The organism is Streptomyces sp. CC224B, from assembly GCF_030010595.1.
Lineage (GTDB): Bacteria > Actinomycetota > Actinomycetes > Streptomycetales > Streptomycetaceae > Streptomyces > Streptomyces longispororuber.
In genome coordinates this window covers 1-17001 of record NZ_JASCXL010000105.1, presented here as the reverse complement: position 1 = coordinate 17001, position 17001 = coordinate 1, and the positions used below count along the sequence as shown (strand labels likewise).

The 17001-nt window shown below is 73.0% G+C and carries 16 protein-coding genes; 6 read left to right on the top strand and 10 right to left on the bottom strand.

Going from position 1 to position 17001, the window contains the following annotated elements; genetic code table 11:
* Positions 1 to 12: 12 nt before the first annotated feature.
* From QK440_RS32095 to QK440_RS32065, 7 genes are all read right to left on the bottom strand, one after another.
* Positions 13 to 345 carry a type II toxin-antitoxin system PemK/MazF family toxin gene (locus tag QK440_RS32095; protein ID WP_282796760.1) on the bottom strand — a complete coding sequence of 111 codons (333 nt, stop codon included), beginning with the start codon at positions 343 to 345 and terminating at the stop codon, positions 13 to 15.
* A 44-nt stretch (positions 346 to 389) separates the two neighbouring features.
* Positions 390 to 1427, bottom strand: a complete 1038-nt coding sequence (locus QK440_RS32090; RefSeq protein WP_282796759.1) for a Gfo/Idh/MocA family oxidoreductase — start codon at positions 1425 to 1427, stop codon at positions 390 to 392.
* Positions 1421 to 2449, bottom strand: a complete 1029-nt coding sequence (locus tag QK440_RS32085) for a Gfo/Idh/MocA family oxidoreductase (RefSeq protein ID WP_282796758.1) — start codon at positions 2447 to 2449, stop codon at positions 1421 to 1423. Before QK440_RS32085 ends, QK440_RS32090 begins: the two co-directional genes overlap by 7 nt.
* Positions 2450 to 2568: 119 nt before the next feature.
* Entirely contained in the window at positions 2569 to 3480 is a 912-nt protein-coding gene (locus tag QK440_RS32080) for a carbohydrate ABC transporter permease (RefSeq protein ID WP_282796757.1), read from the bottom strand.
* Positions 3473 to 4420, bottom strand: coding sequence for a sugar ABC transporter permease (locus tag QK440_RS32075; protein WP_282796756.1), 948 nt, complete (start codon positions 4418 to 4420; stop codon positions 3473 to 3475). The genes QK440_RS32080 and QK440_RS32075 overlap by 8 nt, the downstream gene beginning before the upstream one ends.
* The gene (locus QK440_RS32070) at positions 4417 to 5682 is read right to left on the bottom strand and encodes a sugar ABC transporter substrate-binding protein (RefSeq protein WP_282796755.1); all 1266 of its coding nucleotides are present in this window, start codon (positions 5680 to 5682) and stop codon (positions 4417 to 4419) included. The genes QK440_RS32075 and QK440_RS32070 overlap by 4 nt, the downstream gene beginning before the upstream one ends.
* Before the next feature lie 50 nt (positions 5683 to 5732).
* Positions 5733 to 6860, bottom strand: a complete 1128-nt coding sequence (locus QK440_RS32065) for an ROK family transcriptional regulator (RefSeq protein ID WP_282796754.1) — start codon at positions 6858 to 6860, stop codon at positions 5733 to 5735.
* A gap of 367 nt (positions 6861 to 7227) precedes the next feature.
* On the opposite strand from QK440_RS32065, the gene QK440_RS32060 reads away from it, so the two are divergent.
* The 4 genes from QK440_RS32060 to QK440_RS32045 all read left to right on the top strand — a co-directional run bounded on the left by QK440_RS32060 (position 7228) and on the right by QK440_RS32045 (position 12417).
* A complete protein-coding gene (locus QK440_RS32060; protein WP_282796753.1) occupies positions 7228 to 8067 on the top strand; it encodes an SAM-dependent methyltransferase in 840 nt (279 codons plus the stop codon).
* A gap of 133 nt (positions 8068 to 8200) precedes the next feature.
* Positions 8201 to 9277 (top strand): mechanosensitive ion channel family protein, encoded by a 1077-nt coding sequence (locus QK440_RS32055; protein WP_282796752.1) that lies wholly within the window; start codon positions 8201 to 8203, stop codon positions 9275 to 9277.
* Between the two features lie 271 nt (positions 9278 to 9548).
* Entirely contained in the window at positions 9549 to 10952 is a 1404-nt protein-coding gene (locus QK440_RS32050) for a family 2B encapsulin nanocompartment shell protein (RefSeq protein ID WP_282796751.1), read from the top strand.
* Positions 10939 to 12417: a cysteine desulfurase gene (locus tag QK440_RS32045; protein WP_282796750.1), complete on the top strand. Its 1479-nt coding sequence runs from the start codon at positions 10939 to 10941 to the stop codon at positions 12415 to 12417. Before QK440_RS32050 ends, QK440_RS32045 begins: the two co-directional genes overlap by 14 nt.
* Positions 12418 to 12474: 57 nt before the next feature.
* Here QK440_RS32045 and QK440_RS32040 read toward each other — a convergent pair whose 3' ends face one another.
* Genes QK440_RS32040 through QK440_RS32030 form a run of 3 tightly spaced genes read right to left on the bottom strand, consistent with a single transcriptional unit; the run spans position 12475 to position 14562 of the window.
* The gene (locus tag QK440_RS32040) at positions 12475 to 13272 is read right to left on the bottom strand and encodes a hypothetical protein (protein ID WP_282796749.1); all 798 of its coding nucleotides are present in this window, start codon (positions 13270 to 13272) and stop codon (positions 12475 to 12477) included.
* Positions 13259 to 13909 (bottom strand): ABC transporter ATP-binding protein, encoded by a 651-nt coding sequence (locus QK440_RS32035; RefSeq protein WP_282796748.1) that lies wholly within the window; start codon positions 13907 to 13909, stop codon positions 13259 to 13261. The genes QK440_RS32040 and QK440_RS32035 overlap by 14 nt, the downstream gene beginning before the upstream one ends.
* Positions 13906 to 14562 carry a TetR/AcrR family transcriptional regulator gene (locus QK440_RS32030; protein ID WP_282796747.1) on the bottom strand — a complete coding sequence of 219 codons (657 nt, stop codon included), beginning with the start codon at positions 14560 to 14562 and terminating at the stop codon, positions 13906 to 13908. Before QK440_RS32030 ends, QK440_RS32035 begins: the two co-directional genes overlap by 4 nt.
* A 468-nt stretch (positions 14563 to 15030) precedes the next feature.
* On the opposite strand from QK440_RS32030, the gene QK440_RS32025 reads away from it, so the two are divergent.
* Both QK440_RS32025 and QK440_RS32020 read left to right on the top strand, forming a co-directional pair.
* Positions 15031 to 15816, top strand: coding sequence for an AfsR/SARP family transcriptional regulator (locus QK440_RS32025; protein WP_282796746.1), 786 nt, complete (start codon positions 15031 to 15033; stop codon positions 15814 to 15816).
* 334 nt (positions 15817 to 16150) lie between these two features.
* The coding region (locus QK440_RS32020; protein WP_282796745.1) for a beta-ketoacyl synthase N-terminal-like domain-containing protein at positions 16151 to 17001 on the top strand (851 nt) is incomplete at its 3' end.

The following is a 17001-nucleotide window of genomic DNA, read 5'->3' as shown; positions in this document are numbered from 1 at the left end:
TTCCTTCTCCGCCTACCCTAGGCCGCCTTGGCGGAGGGCATCCTCCAGCTCGTTGAGCTTTGCGGAGGGCAGGACGCCCGCGCGGTCGATCAGGTCGTCCTGGGACACGGTGGTCAACCATGTGCACGGGGTGCGGCCCGGACGCGGGAGCGCGAACCGCAGCACGCCTTCACAGGGCAGTCCTTCCATGGCGCCCACTCGCACTTCGACACCCAGTCCGCTGATGTCGACACCCGCCGGAGCGACGACCTGCATCACCCGGATCGCGGACGCGTCGTCCACCGACAGCAGTACAACCAGGCGCCGCTCGTCGAACTCGACCCACCAGACTTCGCCACGTTGCACATGTCCTCCCCAAGGGCATTTGGCACTCGGCCCGCTGTCGCAGCTCACACACTACGGCTGGAGTGCTGGTGAGAGATCGGGACCGGCATTCCTGTGTGGGCTGACGCGTAGCCCGCTCCGACTATGCGGAGGGTACGGAGGGCCGAGTCGCCGTCGGAGACCGTTGGGCCGTCGGGGGCGGGGCCGTGGAGGAACGTGTGCAGCATGCGTTCGTCCAGGTCCACGCCGAAGGGCAGTTCCACGCCGCGGGCGTCGCGTTCGCTGAAGCCGTGGACCTTCTGGTCGAACGCGTCCATCTCCAGCGTCGCGTGCTCGCCGACCACGGTCATCTCCAGGCCGCCCCACGAGTGGTGCGAGCGGGGGTGGGACCAACTGCAGTCGATGGTGACGACGGTGCCGTTGTCGTAGGCCACGGTGACCAGGCCGCTGGTCTCCACGTCCGTCTCGCCCTCGTACAGGAGGTTGTTGGTCTGCGCGTACACCTCCAGCGGGCGGGCGCCGAACAGGTCGTCGACGAGGTCGGCGATGTGGACGGTGTGGTCCATCAGGGCGCCCCCGCCCGCGAGTCCGGCGTCGGCGAACCAGCGGCGCGTGCGGGTCGGCAGGTGCCCGTTGTTGGCGCCGGACACGGTGAGGACCCGGCCGGTGTCGCCGGCGGTGACCGCGCGTTTGACGGCCGCGTACGCCGGGCTGAAGCGCACCGGGTGGGCGACGGCGAGCCGGACCCCGGCGGCACGGCACGCGGCGACCATGGCCTCGCCGTCCGCCACGGTCGTGGCGAGGGGCTTCTCGCACAGCACGTCCACACCGTGCGCGGCGGCGCGCTCGACGAGCGGGCGGTGCCGGGCGTTCTCCGAGCAGACGAGCACGGCGTCGGGCCCCCAGGCGAAGGCCTCGTCGTAGGTGTCCGCGTACGGGACGCCGAGGGAGGCGGCGAGCGCGGCGCCGCGCACCTCGCCGGGGGCGGCGGACCCGGTGTCCGGGTCGCTGCCGAGGACCTCCACACCCGGCATGGCGCGCAGCAGCCGCAGATACGTGGCCGCGTGGACATGGGCGAACGACAGGACGGCGACCTTCAGCACGCGGACTCCCTCTGCTCGGCGGGCAGGTCGACGGCCCGGCCCGTACGGCTCGACTCGATGGCGGCGCAGGCGACGCGTACCGCTGCCACGCCGTCGGCGGCGTCCACCCGGGGCACGAGCCCCGGGTCGTCCCAGGAGGCGGCGAACTCGCGCAACTGGGTCAGGTAGGGGCTCTCCGTCATGGGCGTCGACGGGATGCCCTCGTTCGGGGCGCGCACGCCCTGCGCGGTGATGCGGAAGCCGGGCACGGCGGCCGAGTCGTGGTGCAGCAGCCCGTCGGACCCGGCGACCCGGAAGGTCGTGCGGAACGGCTGGTCGGGCAGGCCCCACAGGCCGCTCACGTGGGTGATCGCGCCGGACGCGTGGGTGAGCACGGCGGTGGCGGCGACGACCTCGGCGGGGGTGCCGGTGGCGCGCTCGGCACCGCGGGTGAGGGCGTGCACCCGTACCACCTCGCCCGCGACCCAGCGGGCGATGTCGATGTCGTGCACCATCAGGTCCAGGAGCACGCCGCCGGACTGGGCGGGGTCCCCGAACCACGGCGCCCACTGCGGGCGCGCGCTGGAGCGGGTGAAGCGCAGGACGGCGAGCCGGCCGAGGTCGCCGCGGGCCACGGCCGCGCGCATGGCCGCGTACGCCGGGAAGTAGCGCACCACGTGGGCGGGGTGCAGCCGGACGCCCGCCGCGGCGGCGGCAGCGGCCACCTCCTCGGCCTCCCGCGAGGTCAGGGCGAGCGGCTTCTCGCAGACGACGTGCCGCCCGGCGGCGATCGCGGCGATCGCCAGGTCCCCGTGGGTGGGCGTGGGGGTGCAGACGTCCACGGCGCGGCAGCGGTCGAGCAGGCCGGCGAGGGTGGGTACGGCGGTGACGGCGTGGCCGCGTCCGGCGTACTCGGCGGCCAGCTTCTCGGCCGATCCGTCCTGGGTGTACACGCTGACGGTGGCACCCAGCGCGAGCCAGCCGGGCAGGTGGGCGCGGGCGATGCCGCCCGCGCCGAGCAGGCCGATGGAAAGCGGTGGCATGAGGGCGGTGGCCCCTCTCTGTTCGGCGACGGGTCGGGACGGGTGGAGGGGGTGGGGGTGCGGTGGCGGGTCCGTTCCGCCGGTGGCGCGCCCCCGGTTGCCGGTGGTGCCCGGGTACGTCAGCTCTTCACCCCGGACGCGGCCACGCTCTGCACGAAGTGCCGCTGGAGGAAGACGTACACGAGCAGCATCGGCAGGCTCGCGATGAGCGAACCGGCCATCATCACCGGGTAGTTGGTCTCGTACTGGCCCTCCAGGGAGGTCAGACCCGCGCTGATCGGCATGGCCTCGGGGTCGGTGTTGACGATGAGGGGCCACAGCAGGTCGTTCCAGGCCGCCATGGCGGTGATGACGGCGAGCGCGGCGAGGGCGGGCCGGATCAGCGGGAGCATGACCGACCAGAAGATGCGGAAGGAGCCCGCGCCGTCGATGCGGGCGGCCTCCTCCAACTCCCGGGGCAGCGTGAGGAACGCCTGGCGCAGCAGGAAGGTGCCGAAGGCGCTGAACATGCCGGGCAGGAAGAGCGCGGGTGCCGAGTTCAGCAGCCCGAAGCTCTGGATGATGTCGTACTGCGGCAGCACCAGCAGGGAGCTCGGCACCATCAGGACGGACAGGAAGAGGCCGAACAGCAGGTCGCGGCCCTTGAAGCGCATCCTTGCGAACGCGTAGGCGGCCAGCGAGCAGAACACGAGCTGGCCGGCGGTGCGGCCCACGGTGTTGATGGCGCTGTTGGTGAGCATCTCGCGGAACGGCAGCGCCGTGAACACCTCGTCGAAGCTGGACCACTTCCAGTCCTCGGGCAGGAACGTCGGCGGGACGCGCGAGACCTCCGCGAGCGACTTCAGGGCGGTGAGGAGCTGCCAGCAGAACGGGAAGATCATCACGAGCGCGCCGAGGGAGAGCACGAGGTGGGTCGCGACGGACCCGGGGCGCGGGCGGCGGCGCCGCGTCCTGTTCGGGGAGCCGCCGGGCGCCGGACCACCTGTCCGCGCTGGAAAGAACGTTCTACCGTGCGCGGTCGGGTCACCCATAGTGCACCCACCTCTTCTGGAGCCGGAACTGGAGGTACGTGAGGGCCGCGATGAGCAGCATCAGGAGGAAGGCGAGGGCGGCCGCGGCGCCCTGGGCGTTCTCCATGAAGGCCCACTTGTAGAAGAGGCCGACGACCGACTGGGTGTCGCCGACGGCCGGGTTCTTCTCGCCCATCATGATGTAGATCAGGTCGAAGACCTGGAGCGACTGGATCATGCAGATGACGGACGCGAAGAAGATCGTGGGGCTGAGCAGCGGCAGGGTGATGGTGAAGAACCGCCGCACCGCGCCGGCGCCGTCCAGCTCGGCGGCCTCGTAGTAGTCCTGCGGGATGCCCTTGATGCCGGCCATGAAGATGATCAAGTAGTAGCCGGTGGTGGACCAGACCATGACGGCGCCGATGGCGAAGACGGCCGTCGAGGGGTCGGAGACCCAGTAGCGGCGGTCCACGCCGAACCAGCCGAGCACCTCGTTGAGGAGCCCGAAGTCGCCGTTGTAGAGCCAGTTCCACACCAGGCCGACGGCGACGGGCAGGGTCACGAACGGCACGAAGTACAGGGCCCGGTACAGCGGCACGGCGCGCAGGCCGCGGCGGTTGAGCAGGGAGGCGACGACGAGGGCGAGCGGCAGGGCCGTCAGTCCGATGCCGCAGTAGAGGAGGGTGTTGCCGAGGGCCTGCCAGACGGTGACGTCCTTGACGACGCGGGCGTAGTTGTCGCCGCCGACCCAGGTGTGGCCGCCGAAGGGGCCGAACTCGGTGAAGCTGAAGTAGAAGGTCTGGATCATCGGCCAGAAGTAGAAGAGCGCGAAGCCGAGGCCGAGCGGGGCGACGAACAGGTAGGCGGTGCGCTGGTCGCGGCTCGCGGGGCCGGTGCCGGCGGCGCGGGCGGCGCGCCGGTCGGCGGCCTTCGCGGCGGCGGTCGCGGGGAAGACACTCATGCGTCGCGCTCCTCCTTCAGGGCCCGGTCCATCTGCTCGCCCAGCGTGCGCGCGGCCTCCTCGACGCCGCCCTTGCCGCTGAACGCGGCGCCCAGGAGCGGGTACTGGAGGTTCTCCCAGACGGCGGTGTTCTCGGAGCTGGGGTAGGGGACGCCGTACTCCTTCATGTCGATGAAGTGCCGGAGGTCGAACTCGGGCATCGACGAGATCCAGGCGTCCTGCGTGCCCGCGTAGCTGGAGATCGTCACGCCCGACTCGGCCTGGATCACGGCGGCCTCGCGCCCGGCCATGAAGTGCACGAACTTCCAGGCCGCCGCCTTCCTGTCGCTCTTGGCGGAGACCACGTTGGCGAGGCCGTGGATGACGGTGGCCCGCTCGCGGCCCTTGGGCAGCACGGTGACGCCGCCGTGGTCCTTCAGCGCGGGTACCGCGTACATCTGCCCGGCCATCGCGGACAGGTCGTTGACCATGGCCGCCTTCTCCGACCAGAAGCGCACCCGGCCGATGTTCTCCACCATCGCGCTCTGCGGCGGCGACCAGCCGCGGTCGATCATGTCGGTGAGGAAGCGCAGGCCCTCGATGGTCCGCTCGTCGCCGAAGCCGGAGCGGCCGTCGCGCAGGACGTAGCCGCCGGCCCCGAACACGGCGGGGTAGATGACGATCTGCCGCTGCATCTCGGCGGCGTAGCCGTGCACCCGCTCGCGCGGATTGGTCAGTTCGGCGGCGGCGTCGCGCAGGTCGTCCCAGGTCCACGTGGTGTCGGGGTAGGGGACACGCGCCTTGTCGAAGAGGTCCTTGTTGTACCAGAGCCCGATGGTGTCGAAGTCCTTCGGGATGCCGTACTGGGTGCCCCGGTAGGCGTAGAGCCGTACGAGCTGCGGGGGGTGGCGGTCGAGCGGCGTGCCGTCGCGCCGGATGTGCTCGGACAGGGGCTCCAGGACGCCGTGGGCGGCGTACAGCTGGAAGTTGACGGCGTTCATCCAGAACACGTCGGGGGCGGTGCCGCCGCGCATCGAGGTCTTCAGCGTGGTCCAGTAGGTGGCCCACGGGGTGAGCTCGATGCGCACGGATATCCCGGGGTTGCGCCGCTCGAAGGCGGCGATGATCTTCTTCATGCCCGGGACCTGCGCCGGGTCCCACATGCCGTACGAGAGGGTGGTGTGGCCGCCGCTCTCGCTGCCGCCGCCCTGGTCCGAGCAGGCGGCGAGCACGGGTGCCGACGCGGCCGCCAGGCCAGAGCAGAGGAGGGTCCTCCTGCGCATACGCGCCTCCGCTTCGGGTCGGTTCGGGGGTGGAGTGGGTGGCCGGCGGGCTAGTCCGCCGGGTCCGCGAGCAGTTCCTCCTCCACGTGGTCGAGGGCCTTGCGTACGGCGCCGAGGGCCACGCCGCGCTCGCCGAGTGTGCTCAGCGCGACGCGCGGCAGGTGCAGGGTCAGCGGGCGCAGCCGCTCCTCCAGGAGCGGTACCAGGTGGGAGCCGAGCGGTGTGGCGCCGCCGGTGAGCACGATCAGCTCGGGGTCGACGGCGAGGGCGAGGGCGGCGATGCCGGGCGTCAGGCGGTCGGCGAAGTCCGCGGTGGCGGCGAGCGCGCGCGGGTCCGCGGCGTCCGCCGCGCGTGCGAGCGCGGCCACCTCGGACTCGCCCGGCCGGCGCGGCCCCGGCCAGACGAGGGCGTCCTGCGCGGTGTTCAGGCCGAGCAGCGGCAGCAGGCCGAGTTCGCCCGCGCCGCCCCGGCCGCCGCGGTGCAGCCGCCCGCCGATGGCCAGGGCGCAGGACACGCGGTGGCCGGTGAGCACGCACACCACGTCCCCCGCGAGCGTGGCGGCGCCCTGCCAGCGCTCGGCGAGGACGGCGAGGTTGACGTCGTTCTCGACGAGGGTGTGCCCGGGCTCGCCGTCGGCGAGGTGGCGCCCGAGGTCGACGCCGGACCACTCGGGCACGACGACGGAGGTGACGTGGCCGCCCGTGTCGACGACGCCGGGTACGCCGACGCACCGCGCGAGCACGGCGTCGCGCCGGGCGCCGTGCGCGGCGAGGAAGGCCTCCATGGAGCGCTGGAGCAGCGCGAGCCGGGGGCCGCCGCCCATCGCCGGGTCGACGTCCGCGCGCTCGTGGGCCAGGACGGTGCCGCCGAGGTCGGCCAGGAGCAGCACCATCTTGTGCAGCCCTATGTCGGCGCCGAGCACGTACCCGGCCTCGGCCCGGAAGCGGAACCGCCGCGCGGGCCGGCCCCGCGCCCGCTCCCCCGCGGCCGCCTCGGTGACCCAGCCCTGCGCGGTGAGGTCCTCCAGGGCCGCCTCGACGGTGGGCCGGGACAGGGCGGTGCCCGCGGCGAGTTCGGCGAGGGTCTGCGGGCTGCGGCGGTGCAGGGCGCGCAGGACCACCGTGGTGTTCAGGCGGCGCAGCCCGGCCAAGTCGTGGCCACGCGTCCGTTTTCGCATCACTTCTGCACTCCGGACGTGGTGGTGGAGCGGCCTTGTGGACAGGTGAATGCCGGTGGGTCGAAGGGATTTGGGAGGAGAGTTGCATAAAGAGGCGGCGCCGGGAAGACCCCGTGCGCGACTTTCGCGCCGCGACGTGCGGCGGGCGCGGCGCCGGGACGCGCGCCCGCGGACGGGGGCGGCGCGGCCCGGATCGCGCGCCGGTGGGCGGAGTTCGCGCGCCCCGGCGGAGTCACCGCGGGCGCGGCGGGCGGCGGCCGGGTCCCGGTACGGTCGCGGTGCCGGTACGGTCGCGGTCCCGGTACGGTCGCGGTGCCGGACCGAACGGCCGGCCAAAACGAACGTTCTACCCGCTGGAGAGGTGACCGTGGCGGTACTCCCTCCCGACGACGACGGCGTCGACACCGGCAGGCCCCATCCCGCCCGTGTCTACGACTACTTCCTGGGCGGCTCCCACCACGGCCCGGTGGACGCGGAGTTCGGCGCGCGGATCGTGGAGCTGGACCCCACCGCCCCGTACGGCGCCCGGCACAACCGGTGGTTCATGCAGCGCGCCACGCGCCATCTGGCGGGCGCGGCGGGCATGCGCCAGTTCCTCGACGTCGGCAGCGGCATCCCGACCGAGCCGAACCTCCACCGGATCGCGCAGGGCATCGCCCCGGAGGCCCGCGTGGTGTACGTGGACCACGACCCGATCGTGCGCGCGCACGCGGCGGGGCTCCTCGACGGGACCGGGGCCGGGGCGACGGCGTTCGTCGAGGCGGACGCGCGCGAGCCGGAGCTGATCCTCGAACGCGCCGCGGAGGTCCTGGACTTCACCCGGCCCGTCGCCCTGTCCCTGATCGCGCTGACGCACTTCCTCGGCGACGGGAGCGAAGGGGGAGGCGAAGAGGGTGGCGCGGACGGCGCGCACGCCGTCGTGGCCCGCCTCACCGCGGCACTCGCGCCCGGCAGCCACCTGGTCCTTTCGCAACTGGCGGGCGACGAGGACACCGCGTGGGTCGGCGAGGCCGTCGACCGGTACACGTCGGGCGGGGTCACCCTCGTCCCGCGGTCGCGGGCGGCGACGGAGCGGTTCTTCGACGGGTTCACGCTCCTCGACCCGGGCCTGGTGCAGCCCCCGGACTGGCGCCCCGGCCTCGGCGTCGGCGAGGTGCGGGACGGCACCCGGGTGCCGCTGTACGCGGGGGTGGGACGCAAGGCGTGACGGCCCGCCCCACCCGCACGGCCCGGAGAAGATCGCAGGTGGGGGCCGGTGCGGCGGGCCCGCGACCGTAGGGCAGGATGGACGGCTGTCTCTCCGACCACGGGAGCGCACGGCCGACCACGGGAGCACATCGATGGACCGAGCCCTCACCCTGCACGACCTGACGATCGCCGGGATCGCCGTGGTCTGCGGCGTCGCCGCGGCGCTGCTGGCGCGGGCCACCCTGCGCTGGCTGGGGGTGCGCGCGACGCGCACCCGGTGGACCGGCGACGACGTGATCGTCGACGCCGCGCGCGCCCTGGTGCCGTGCGCCGCGGTCGTGGCGGGCCTGGCCGCGGCGGCCACCGCGCTGCCGCTGACGCCGCGTACCGGACGCAACGTGAACCTCGTCCTGACCGCGCTGCTCATCCTCGCCGCCACGGTCACGGCCGCGCGCATCGTGGCGGGCCTGGTGAAGTCCCTGGCACAGTCGCGCTCCGGCGTCGCCGGGTCCGCCACGATATTCGTGAACATCACGCGCGTCGTGGTGCTCGCCATCGGCTTCCTGGTCGTCCTGCAGACGCTCGGCGTGTCCATCGCGCCGCTGCTCACCGCGCTCGGCGTGGGCGGTCTCGCGGTGGCGCTCGCGCTCCAGGACACCCTCGCCAACCTGTTCGCGGGCGTGCACATCCTGGCCGCGAAGACGGTCCAGCCCGGCGACTACATCCGCCTCAGCAGCGGCGAGGAGGGGTACGTCGTCGACATCAACTGGCGCAACACGGTGGTGCGGAACCTCTCCAACAACCTGGTCATCATCCCCAACGGCAAGCTCGCGGGCACCAACATGACCAACTACACCCAGCCCGAGCAGGAGCTGTCGATCATCGTGCAGGCGGGCGTCGGCTACGAGAGCGACCTCGACCACGTCGAGCGCGTCACCGTCGAGGTGGTCGACGAGGTGATGAAGGAGATCACCGGGGCGCTGCCGGACCACGAGGCCGCCATCCGCTTCCACACCTTCGGCGACTCCCGCATCGGCTTCTCCGTCATCCTCGGCGTCGGCGAGTTCAGCGACCAGTACCGGATCAAGCACGAGTTCATCAAGCGCCTGCACCGGCGCTACCGGGCCGAGGGCATCCCGGTCCCGGCGCCGACGCGCACCGTCACCGTGCGGCAGGGCGAGCTGCCGGTGGCGATCCCGCACCAGCGCACCGATCACGAGTTCACGTAAGCCCTTCCATAAGCGGGGCTTCAGGGGTCCCCAACCGCTCACGAGGGGGCGGATTCGGACGCATATGCCGCGAGCGGGTGTCCGGACCGCCGGACGGGGCAGGGCTTCCCCCGCCACCACGGGCCGCGCCCGCTCCCCTCTGGTTCGCAAGTTCGGTTATTTCCGGCCCAGCACGCCATTCAACCAATAAATCACTCCTTGTGGTCATGGATGCGCACGAAGACGATCGGCCCTGCTCGTCCTCGTCCGCACCGATCGCAAGGAGACCCCCGTGACCGACCGCCTGTCCCTCTCACCGGACGCAGCACGGCAACTCGCGACCGCGACCAAGACCGCGCCCCAGATGCTGGGCACCACGCCGCGCTACCTGCTGCGCGCCCTGCCCTGGGTGGACCTCAAGGCCGGCGTGTACCGCGTGAACCGGCGCCGTACCTTCGTCCTCGGCGACGACCGCATATCCACCCACACCGACGGCGACGCGCCCCGCGTCGTCCCGGGCGACCTGCGCGAACTGCCGTACCTGCGCGACGCCGAGGAGTCCTGCCTCACCGAGCTCGCGAACGCCTTCACCGAGGTGCGCTTCGAGCCCGGACAGGTCCTCGCGCAGGAGGGCGACCCCGCCGAGCGGCTGTGGATCATCGTCCAGGGCCGGGCCGAGAAGCGGGTCACCGGGCGGTACGGCGAGGAGCAGCTCATCGAGGTGATCGGCGACGGGCAGTTCTTCGACCTGCGCGCCTGGACGCGCGAGGAGGCCACGCCGTACCGCGTGCAGGCGCTCACGCCCGGCACCGCCCTCGTCGCCGAGCGGCGCGCGCTCGCCGCGCTCGCCGACCGCGACGAGACGGTCCGCTCCTCCATGGACGCGTACGTCTCCGGCAACGGCTACCGGCCCGGTGCCGAGGTGCCCGTGGACCTCACCTCGGGCCACGTCGGCGAGCCGGATCTGCCCGCCACGTACGTCGACTACGAGGACCGGCCGCGCGAGTACCACATGACGCTCGCGCAGACGGTCCTGCGGGTGCACACCCGCGTCCACGACGTCTACAGCGGCGACGTCGACCAGACGCGCCAGCAGGCGCTGCTCACCATCGAGGCGCTGCGCGAGCGGCAGGAGTCGGCGCTGCTCAACCACCCGGAGTTCGGGCTCTTCCACAACGTGGCGCCGGGCCAGCGGGTGCAGACCCGCACCGGCTCGCCCACGCCCGACGACCTCGACGAGCTGCTCGCCCGGGTCTGGAAGCAGCCGAGCTTCTTCCTCGCGCACCCCAAGGCCATCGCCGCGTTCGGGCGCGAGTGTACGCGGCGGGGCGTGCCCCCGGTCACCGACAGCCGGTTCGGCAGCCCGCTGCTGACCTGGCGCGGGGTGCCGCTGGTGCCGTCCGACAAGGTGCCGTTCAGCGGCGGCCTGCGCACGAACGGCTCCTCGGCGGCCGTGGGCACCACGGAGATCCTGCTGATGCGCGTGGGCGAGGCGGACCGCGGCGTGGTGGGGCTGCGGCCGGCGGAGGTCGCCGACGAGGTCGAGCCCGGCCTGTCCATGCGGAACATGGGCACCGACCAGAAGGGCATCACCTCGTACCTGATGACGGCGTACTTCAACACCGCGGTCCTGGTCCAGGACGCCATCGCCGTGCTCCAGAACGTCGAGGTGAACAACTACCATGACTACTCCTGAGGTTCCCGACCTGAGGACGCTGCTCCGGGCGCCCGCGCAGGTGCCCGTGCCGACGGCGCCGCCGACCGCCACGCCCACGGGCGCACTGCCCACGGGCGCGCCGCCTGCGGGTGCGCCGCCCACGGCCCCGGTGCCCGACGGCGCGTCGCCCGCGGCCGCCGTGCCCACGGCCCCCGCCGGAGTGCCCCCGCTGCCGGCGGCGCCCGAGGACGCGCTCGCCGCGCTGCCCGCCACCGCGCCCGGCGCCTTCTCCCCCGAGCAGGCCCGCAAGGACGTGCCGATCCTGCACCGGACGGTGGGCGGGCACCCCCTGGTCTGGCTCGACAACGGCGCGACCACGCAGAAGCCGCGCCAGGTCATCGAGGCGCTGTCCGCGTACTACGGCGCGGCCAACTCCAACATCCACCGCGGCGCGCACACCATGGCGCGCGAGGCCACCGAGCTGTACGAGGCGGGGCGGGCGGCGGTCGCGGAGTTCCTGGGCGCGGCGTCGCCGGAGAACATCGTGTTCGTACGGGGCACCACCGAGGCCGTCAACCTCGTGGCGCAGAGCTGGGGCCGCTCGGTGCTGGAGCCCGGTGACGAGATCCTCGTCCCGGTCCTGGAGCACCACTCCAACATCGTGCCGTGGCAGTTGCTCGCGAAGGAGACCCACGCGCGCGTGGTCCCCGTGCCGCTCACGCCCGAGGGCGAGATCGACCAGGCGGCGTACGCGGACCTGCTGTCGGCGCGGACCCGGCTCGTGGTGGTCAGCCACGCCTCGAACGTCCTCGGCACCGTGCCGCCGGTCCGGGAGATGGCGGCGCTCGCCCACCGCTACGGGGCGCGGGTACTGGTGGACGGCGCCCAGGCCGTGGCTCACCTGCCCGTCGACGTGCGGCAACTGGGCGCGGACTTCTACGCCTTCTCCGGGCACAAGCTGTTCGGGCCCACAGGCATCGGCGCGCTGTACGTGCGGCCGGAGCTGATGGAGCGGATGCGGCCGTGGCAGGGCGGCGGCAACATGATCGAGTCGGTGAGCTTCGAGCGGACCACGTTCGCGCCGATGCCGCACCTCCTGGAGGCGGGCACCGGGCACATCTCCGGCGTGGTGGGGCTGTTGGCGGCGCTCGACTGGCTGCGGTCCTTCGACCGGGAGGCGGTCGCCGCGTACGAGAACGCGCTGCTCGCGTACGCCTCGCAGGCGCTGGCCACGGTGCCCGGCCTTGAGGTGCTCGGCGCGGCGGCGGAGCGGATCGCGGTGCTCACCTTCACGCTCGCGGGCCACGACCCGGGCAGTGTCGCGGACTGGCTCGACCGCGACGGCATCGCCGTCCGCGCGGGGCACCACTGCGCGCAGCCCGCGCTCGCGCACTACGGCCTGGAGTCGGCGGCCCGCGCCTCGTTCGCGCTGTACAACACCTCCGAGGAGGTCGACCGGCTGGTGGCGTCGCTGCGGCGCCTCCAGGGGTCGGCCGGCGCCTGAGGCGGCGGCTCACGGCACCGCCCGGCCGGGCAGCCCCCGGCCGGGCGGTGGCGGCCGTCAGCGCGTGGGCCTGCGGCTGCGGGTCCTGAAGTGGAACACGACCAGGCCGACGAGGGCGAACCCGGCCGCCCAGGCGCAGCCGATGCCCAGGTAGCGCCACATCACCGTGTCGGCGAGCGAGCCGCCGACCGAGAACTGCATGGGGCCGAACGAGGGGAAGTACTGCAGGACCGGCTTGTTGGCGGCCGGGTTGCCGAGCGGGTTCTGCAGGAACGTGTCGGTGAGCCCGCCCATGATGATGAGGAAGAAGCCCTCCAGGTCGTTCTTGACCAGGACGCCGAGCAACAGGCCGAGGGCGCCGTAGGTGAGCGTCATCGCCATGAAGCCGAGCAGCACGGTGCCCCAGCCGGTGAACCCGGGGCGCCAGTAGATCAGCAGCGCGAGGGCCGTGTAGAGCGCGATCGAGGTCGTGACGATGCCGATGGCAAGGAGCTTGGCGCCGATCAGGGTGGTCTCGCGGAAGCCCGCGAAGGCGAGGCGCCGGTCGAAGTTCAGCGCCTTGCGGACCGCGTCGAACACGACGAAGCCGGAGATCATCGTGAGGGAGTTCATCCCGGCGGTGATCAGGGTGACGTGGCGGCCGTCGACGCGCAGCGTCTCGCCGGTCGCGTACAGCTTGAAGTCCAGGTCCTTGTCCCCGGCGATCGAGGTCATCAGCAGGTACCAGGCCGGTACGAACAGGCCGAGGAGCAGCGCGGCGAGGCGGTTGCGGCTCTGCTCCCGCACGGAGAACCGCAGCGCGGTGGGGAACTGCCCGTACAGCGGGTGGCCCGTGGCGGTGTCAGGCCGGGACATGGCTGACCTCCTTCTGCTGCGACGAGCGCGGGGTGAGACGGCCGTCCACGAGGTCGGCGAGGAGGTCGAAGCGCTCCTGCTCGAAGACGAGGTGGGTGATGACGACGATGGCCTTGTCCCGCCGGTGCAGGTCCTCCACCAGGGTCCAGAAGCGGAGGTACGTCTCCCAGTCGAAGCCCTGGTAGGGCTCGTCGAGGAGCAGCACGTCGGGGTCGTGCAGCAGCGCCAGGGTGAGGTTGAGCTTCTGCCGGGTGCCGCCGGAGAGGTCGCCCGCGGCCGTGGAGCGGTACTTGTCGAAGCCGAGGAGGTCGACGAGTTCGTCGGCGCGTTGAAGGTCGCTCAGCCGGTGGGCGGCGGCGAAGTACTGGAGGTGCTGGTCGACGGTGAGGTTGGAGTTGAGCACGGGGTCCTGCGGGCAGTAGCCGAGCTCGCCGCCGAGGGCGACCTCGCCGCGGTCCACGGGCAGGGTGCCCGCGATGGCCTTGAGGAGCGTCGACTTGCCGGAGCCGTTCTCCCCGACCACGGCGACCAACTGCCCCGGTTCGACCGTGAGGTCGGCCCCGCGCAGGACCCGGTGCCTGCCGAACGCCTTGTGGATGTCCCGGGCGGAGAGTGCGGGCTGTGGCCTGGGGGTCATGCCTGGCCTCCTTCTGCTTCCGGTGCGTGGGGCTCGGCGTTCAGCCCGCCGGCGTAGATGCTCAGCAGCTCGGGGCCGAGCCGGGCGAGGCCGGCCGCCGAGAGGGGGTCGACGCCGAGGACGGCGGTGAGCTGGTCCCGCAGCAGGAACACCGAGAGGTCGTTGACGAGCAGCAGCGCGGCGCGCACCCCGGGGTCCCGGCCGCGCGAGGCGGCCCCCGCGTCGGCGAGGCCGTCGAGGATCTGGCAGCTCATGACGTACAGCCGCCGGAACAGGCCGCGGCCCGCGTCCGTGTCGGACAGCAGCAGCATGCGCAGATAGGCGGGCAGCGGCGAGCCGACGGGCAGGTGGCGCAGGAAGATCTCGCTGATCGAGCGGGTCGCCGTGGGCTCCGGCTCGCGGAGCCCGGCCGTGCCGCCGTCCTTGGTCAGCTCCCCGAGCAGGCCCTCGAAGACGGTGAGGACGTACTGGTCGACCTCCTGGCGCAGGTTGTCCTTGGAGCGGAAGTGGTGCACCACGAGCCCCGGTGAGACCCCCGCCGCCGTCGCGATCTGGCGGATGGTGACGCCGTCGTGGCCGTGGGCCGCGAACAGGCGCAGGGCCTCGTCCCGGATGACGGCCCGGGTGGTGCGGTCGTCGGGCATTGAACGCATGTACAGCAGACTAAACGCTCGTTCAGTCGTCTGTCCAGGGAGGCGGAACGTCCGGCTCCGACGGTCGCCCGGATGGTCATGCGTTGAGGCGCGGGCGCCCCGTCTCCACGGATGATCGATATGGTTGTAGGGAAATCGTCGTGGTTTTCGTGCGGGAAACCCGTCAGGTGGTTGATGGCACCGCACCGGCGTTCCTGGAAAACTCGTACACAGCCGAAAAGGGGAGGGCCTGATGGGGCCCGTGGGCCCTCTTTCCCTTCGAGCGACCAGCGCTGCCGATGGAGTCGCGGAACACGTTCCGGATGATGTCCCGAGTGATGTCCCGAAAGATGTCCGAAAGACAGCCGAAAGATGTCCCGGAAGACGTCGCGGAGAACGCTCCGGGCAAGGCGTCGGCCGCCCTTCGCCGCCCAGTGACGCCTTTTCGCCGTACAGTGACGCCTTTTCGCCGCCCACGGGGGGAACACCATGCACATCCATGTCCTGGGGCCGATTTCCGTGGCCACGGACGGAGAGCGCCATGGAATACAGGCCAACAAAGCCCGGGCGATGCTCGCCGCCCTGGCCCTCGACGCGGGGCGGGCCGTCTCGCACACGGACCTGGCCGACGAGCTGTGGGCGGGCCGGCCGCTCGGCAACGCCCGCAACGCCCTCCAGGCGCACGCCACCCGGCTGCGCAAGGTGCTCGACGGACACGGGGCGCCACCCCGGGGCACGACGGTGCTGCACGCCGTGCGCGGCGGCTACCTGCTCGACGTGGAGCCGGGCTGCGTCGACGGCAACACGTTCCTGGACCTGGCCACGCGCGGCGCCGCGGCCCTCGACGTCCACCCCCAGCGGGCGATCGAGCTGCTCCAGGCCGCGCTGGAGCTGTGGCGGGGGCCCGCGCTGCTCGACGCGGGCGACGGGCTGCGCTGCCGGGGCGCCGCCGCGCTCTTCGACGAGCGGCGGCTCACGGCCTGGGAGGACCTGGTGCGCGCCCGGCTCGCCGCCGGTGACACCTCGCGGGCGGTGGCGGAGCTGCGCCGCCTGGTCGCCGAGCACCCGCTGCGCGAGCGCTTCTGCGAGCTGCTCATGCTCGCCCTGTACCGCGCGGGGCGGCAGGCGGACGCGCTGGAGCTGTTCCACGTGACCCGCCGGCGCCTTGACGAGGAGCTCGGCGTACAGCCGGGGATCGTCCTCCAGCGCCGCCACTCGGAAATCCTCGCGCAGGATCCGGCGCTTTCCCTTTCCACCGTCCCGGCCGCTTCGTAAGCGCCGCGTCCGTGACGCGCCGCGGCCCCGCACGGGCTTCGGTCCGCGCCTTCCCGCGCGGCACGGCGGGACACTCGCTCCCCCTCGCGCACAGCGGAACCCGTTCTATGCCGAGGGCATCAGCGCACTCCTCCCGTACCATCCGGCACGGTTTCCCCCGGAGCCGTGGGCAGAAACTGATGCGGTATTCCGTCCCGTTCCCGCCACGGGCTTTTCCACATCTCCCCGTATCCGCACGGAACGTACACACGACCGCGCAGGGAACGCCCGTCCGGCTCACTTTCCTTTCCCGCTTCCCGGCGGGACCGCCGACCACCGCAGGAGCAGCCGCGTCATGACGTCCGATCCGCAAGCGCGCGGGGCCGGCCCCGTGCGGCCCGGCGAGCCCCTCGCGATCGTGGGGCTCGCGGAGCTCGACCCGGGCGGGCTCGACGACCTCGTCGTCGACGTCGCCCGGTTCGGCATCCCCCCGCTCCAGGCCAGGTCCATGAACCGGATGCAGCTCCTCATGCTGGAGGCGGCGCGCCGCTGCCTGGCCGACGCGGGGCACCCCGGGCGGCCGCTGCCCGCCGAGCGCACCGATGTCGTCACCGGGCTCTGCTTCGCCCTCGACCGGCAGCACGCGAACGCCGTACGCGTCGAACTGCCGTGGTACGCGCGGGAGCTGGAGCGCGCCGCGGCCGCCGTGGGGGCGACGCCGGACGAGGCGGCGGGGGCCGCCGCCGAGCTGCGCGGCCTGCTCGCGCCGCGCCTCGGCGGCTCGCCGCACGACCGGGTCGGCGAGATGGCGAGCACCGTCCCGGCGCGGATCGCGGCGGCCTTCAAGCTCCACGGCCGCACGCTCGCGGTGGAGGCCGCCGAGGCGACGTCGTTCGTGGCGCTCGCGCACGCGGCGGACCAGTTGCGCGCCGGGGCGGCGGACGCGGTCCTCGTCCTCGCCGGGCAGCGCCGCGAGAGCCCGTTCGTCGCCGGGGCGCTGGGGGCGAAGGGGCTGTACGAGCCGCGCCCGGGGGGCGGGCCCGGGACCCCGGCGGGCCGGGGGCCCGATGCGGGCACGGCGGGCCCGGGGGCCCCCGCCGGGGCGGGGGGGGGCCCCCGGCCGGCGGCCCCCGGGGGGGCCCGGCCGGTCCGCGCCGCCCCCCCGGGCCCGCCCGGGCGGGCGGGGGGGGGGGGGGGGGGGGGGGG